Origin of the sequence: Cupriavidus sp. UYPR2.512 (assembly GCF_000379565.1) — a bacterium.
Classification (GTDB): domain Bacteria; phylum Pseudomonadota; class Gammaproteobacteria; order Burkholderiales; family Burkholderiaceae; genus Cupriavidus.
This window is the reverse complement of the sequence record NZ_KB903004.1, coordinates 1-2596: the sequence shown is the minus strand read 5'-3', so window position 1 is coordinate 2596 and position 2596 is coordinate 1. Positions and strand designations below refer to the sequence as shown.

Sequence of the window (2596 nt, the reverse complement as noted above, 5' to 3'; positions counted from 1 at the left end):
ACCATCTGGCAAGGCCTGCAGCGAGTGGTGGATTTCGCCGCCGGTCTCCGGTATGCCCGTGAACTTGACGACTGAGATGTGTGTAATCAAATGCCTTATGCCCCCTTCCACGCGCACCACCCAGTGCTCGTCGCCACGGTCAAGGCGGCCCGCGCCGTCGTTGCGATGATTCGTGTCCAGAGCCCGACGCAACTGCCCCAGTGTCACGCCGCGCGCGCGCAGGCGGGACGGATCGGGAATCACCTCGTAGCTTCGCACCTCGCCGCCGAGGGCGTTGACATCCGCTACGCCCGGCACAGTACGTAGGGCGGGTCGGATAACCCAATCGAGCACGCGGCGCCGCTCGGCAAGCGAGTAGCCATCGCCCTCGATGGTGAACATGAACATCTCGCCCAGCGGGGTGGTAATCGGCGCCAGGCCGCCCTCGGCGGTCGAAGGCAGATCCCGCGCCAGGCCGGCGAGCCGCTCCGAGACCTGCTGGCGCGCCCAGTAGACGTCCACGCCTTCCTCGAAATCCATCGTCACGTCGCTGATGCCATACTTGGACACCGAGCGAACGATAGTCTTGTGCGGGATGCCGAGCAGTTCCTGCTCGATCGGCGTCGAGACGCGCTGCTCGACTTCCTCCGGCGTCATACCCGGCACCTTGAGCACCACCTTGACCTGGGTCGGGGAGATATCGGGAAAGGCGTCGATCGGAAGGTTCACATAAGCCCACACGCCCGCAGCGGCCAGCGCGCTCGCAGCAATCAGGACCAGCACGCGCTGGCGCAAGGAAAACTCGATCAGGCGGGCAAGCATCACTGGTCTCCCGCCAACAGGCCCTTCAGCGCGCCGATGCCCGCGACAGCCACGCGCCCCCCCGCCGGCAGGTTGCCGCGGACCACGGCATTGGCTTCGTCCAAGCCCTCCAGCGTAATGGGCTGGAATCGGAAACCTTTATCCGTAGCGACGAACACGCCTGGTGCCCCATGCCAGTAGGCCACCGCGGCCGCCGGCACGCGCACCCGCCCGGACGTGCCCTTCCCTTCCCGGCTTTGCAACTTCAGTGTGACGTTGACGCTCTCGCCCGCGCGCAGGTCACCACGGCGGTCCAGCGAAGCGCGCACCCGCATCCCGGCCGTGCCATTGCCGGCCGGCGCAACGCCGACCACCGTGCCGGCCGCGTCGCGCCGTGCGACCTCCACCTGCTCACCAGGGTGACGGCACCGGTATATCCCGGCCAAGCAGGAGATCCAGTTCCAGCGCATCCGGATCGACGGTTCGGAACAGTGGTGCGGCGCCTTCCACCCGCGTGCCCGGCACGGCGTTGACCTCCGACACGATGCCTCGGTGGCTCGCCACTAGTTGCGCCTCCTCGCCCGCTCCAGAAAAGACGACGCCCGCCGAAGCCATTTCCGCACGCCGCGCCCGGGCCATGGCGGCAGCCTCGGTGGCCCGAGCCTGCGTTGCCTGCCAGCGGCTGGCAGCGATGATGCCGTCCTCGTAAAGCGACCGGTCGCGCACCAGGGCCTGCTGCGCGAGGCGGGCCTGCGAGTTCGCTTCCGCCAGCGCGCGCCTCGCATCGAAAAGTTGCGGACTCGGGAAGCTGGCCAGCGGCTGGCCCGGACGCACGGTCTGCCCGATTGCTACCAGCACACGCGGCACGATGCCCGGGTAGGGTGCCGCCACGACATACTGGGCATCTAGCTTGGATACGACCCTGGCGTGCGTGCCAACGTCGAGCGTTTCGGCGGCGGAGACAGCGCTGGTGCGCACCCCAAGGGCGCGCGCATGCTCGGCGGATAGCGGCACCGCCTGTGCCGCGACCTGCGCGACGGCGACGTGCGAGAACGACAAGTAGGTCAGTGCGATCCACGCACGGACTCTGTAAAGGTGTCTGAATGACATGCCTGACTCCAACATGCAGTTGAGAGCCCGCCCTCCATAGACGGAGCGCGTGCAGGAACACCGGCAAGGCGCCGGATGATGGGAATCAGGAGAACTGCGGGGGCGCCTGGGCGGGGGGCGGGTGCCTGAAGCAGCAGCGCCAGCGTGGGGCGGGGGCGGGATGGAAATAAGACCCTCGCGTGGAATCGCTGGCAAGGGCCGCCAGCAACACGAACGTCAAGATGGACAAACCGGGGAGTAACCCAGGCAGGATCAGCGCGGCCAACAACAGCGGTTCGATCCCGGATTCGACGTCAACTTCGAACGAGTCCCCGCTCGCCAGATATGAATCGGCATGGGCGTGATCCTCAAGCACGTCAGGCGCAGTAGTGCCCTTGAAAGAAGCTGCGGCGCGGAAATGGGAATTAGTTTCGGCAGGTAGTCCAGCGTGCATGTGCAGGCCAGTCTGTATCGGAGTTCCGAAATGGCCGTGCAGGAGCGGGGTCAGCAGTTGCGTCAGCACGAAGAGTACCAACACCGCGCCCCGAAGCGAGGCACTAGGGATTGCACGTGACATATGCGCATTGTAATTCAACAAGTGCGGCCTGGCCCGGTCCACGCGTTATAAATGAAGCTAGGGAATCGCTGAACAAAGCGTCAGCGCGCAGCGTTGCCAGTGTGATGCCGATTTTTTTTGTCAACCAACAGCAGATTTGACGGCTTGCCA

At 65.6% G+C, this 2596-nt stretch carries 1 protein-coding gene and 1 pseudogene; both read right to left on the bottom strand.

The features are described 5' to 3' along the window. On the bottom strand, positions 1-801 hold an 801-nt coding region (locus tag A3A5_RS38800), incomplete at its 3' end, for an efflux RND transporter permease subunit (RefSeq protein ID WP_035812863.1). Next, positions 801-1890: pseudogene (locus tag A3A5_RS38795) on the bottom strand (efflux RND transporter periplasmic adaptor subunit). The pseudogene A3A5_RS38795 and the gene A3A5_RS38800, both read right to left, overlap by 1 nt. Positions 1891-2596: the final 706 nt, after the last annotated feature.